This is a genomic window from Paenarthrobacter sp. FR1 (genome assembly GCF_051106045.1).
In the GTDB taxonomy this organism is placed as follows: domain Bacteria; phylum Actinomycetota; class Actinomycetes; order Actinomycetales; family Micrococcaceae; genus Arthrobacter; species Arthrobacter nitroguajacolicus_A.
In genome coordinates this window covers 1-1,850 of sequence record NZ_JBPFSF010000026.1, presented here as the reverse complement: position 1 = coordinate 1,850, position 1,850 = coordinate 1, and the positions used below count along the sequence as shown (strand labels likewise).

At 64.0% G+C, this 1,850-nt stretch carries 1 protein-coding gene; it reads right to left on the bottom strand.

The features are described 5' to 3' along the window. Positions 1–1,850 (bottom strand): pyruvate dehydrogenase (acetyl-transferring), homodimeric type (gene aceE / locus ACR30Z_RS22555; RefSeq protein ID WP_434374674.1); only part of this gene is annotated, 1,850 nt, incomplete at both ends.

The following is a 1,850-nucleotide window of genomic DNA, read 5'->3' as shown; positions in this document are numbered from 1 at the left end:
CGGATTTGGTCGGGGACGGCTTTCATGTAGTCGGACACGGCGATGACCGGTCCGGTGGTGCCGGCGAGTTGTTCGGTGATGAACGGGGTGCGGGCGGGTTGGCCGGGGTTGAGGAAGGCGTGTTCTTCGGCGTCGAGTCCGTCGCGTCGGAGTTCGTTCCAGGAGGTCACGGACCAGACGGTGGCGGCGACTCCCCAGTCGTCGTTGAGGATTTTTTGGGCTTCGAGGGCCCAGGGCACGGACACGCCGGAGGCGAGGATGTTCGCGGTGGGGCGGTTTCCGTTTCCGGTGGTGGCCTCGGGGGCGTCGGCGAGGTGGTAGATGCCTTTGAGGAGTCCGTTGATGTCGAGGTTGTCGGGTTCGGCGGGTTGGGTGATGGGCTCGTTGTAGACGGTGAGGTAGTACATCACGTTCTTATCATCACTGGTCTCGCCGTACATTTGTTCGAGGCCGTGGCGGATGATGTGGCCGATTTCGTAGCCGTAGGCGGGGTCGTAGGTGCGGACGGCGGGGTTGGTGGAGGCCAGGATGGGGGAGTGCCCGTCGGCGTGTTGGAGTCCTTCGCCGGTGAGGGTGGTTCGTCCTGCGGTGGCGCCGATGATGAAGCCGCGGGTCATTTGGTCCGCGGCGGCCCAGAAGGAGTCTCCGGTGCGTTGGAAGCCGAACATGGAGTAGAACACGTAGATCGGGACCAGGGGTTCGCCGTGGGTGGCGTAGGCGGTGCCGGCGGCGGTGAAGGCTGCGACGGCGCCGGCTTCGTTGATGCCGGGGTGGATCAGTTGGCCTGCGGGTGATTCTTTGTAGGCCAGGACGAGGTCGCGGTCCACGGAGAGGTAGTTCTGGCCTTTGGGGTTGTAGATTTTCGCGGTCGGGAAGAACGCGTCCATCCCGAAGGTGCGGGATTCGTCCGGGACGACGGGCACGAACCGGGCGCCGAAGTTCTTGTCCCGCATGAGGTCTTTGAGGAGCCGGACGAAGGCCATGGTGGTCGCGGCTTGTTGTTTCCCGGACCCGCGTTTGGCGACCTCGTAGGATTTGGCCTCGGGCAGGGTCACGGGGGTGTGGGTGCGGCGTCGTTCGGGCACGAACCCGCCAAGTTCGGCGCGGCGTTCCATGAGGTATTTGATTTCCGGGGCGTCCATGCCGGGGTGGTAGTACGGGGGCCGGTAGAGGTCGGCGTCGAGCTGTTCGTCGGTGATGGGGATGCGCAGGTGGTCACGGAAGGCTTTGAGGTCTTCCATGGTGAGCTTCTTCATTTGGTGGGTCGCGTTGCGGCCCTCGAAGTGCGGGCCCAGGCCGTAGCCCTTGACGGTTTTGGCCAGGATCACGGTGGGTTTGCCCTTGAACTCGGTCGCTGCCTTGTATGCGGCGTAGACCTTGCGGTAGTCGTGACCGCCGCGCTTGAGGCCCCAGATCTGCTCGTCGTTCAGGTCCGCGACCATGTCCTTGGTCTGCGGGGACTTGCCGAAGAAGTGTTCCCGGACGAACCCGCCGGACTCGGCCTTGTAGGTCTGGTAGTCACCATCGGGGGTTTCGTTCATGATTTTCACCAACGCCCCGTCGGCGTCGTTTTCGAGCAGGGAATCCCATTCCCGGCCCCAGACGACCTTGATCACGTTCCAGCCCGCACCGCGGAAGAACGCTTCGAGTTCCTGCATGATCTTGCCGTTGCCGCGCACCGGCCCGTCCAGGCGCTGGAGGTTGCAGTTGATCACGAAGTTCAGGTTGTCCAGGTTCTCGTTCGCGGCGAGCTGGAGCAGGCCACGGGACTCGGGCTCGTCCATTTCCCCGTCACCAAGGAACGCCCAGACCTGCTGGTCCGTGGTGTCCTTGATCCCGCGGTTCTGCAG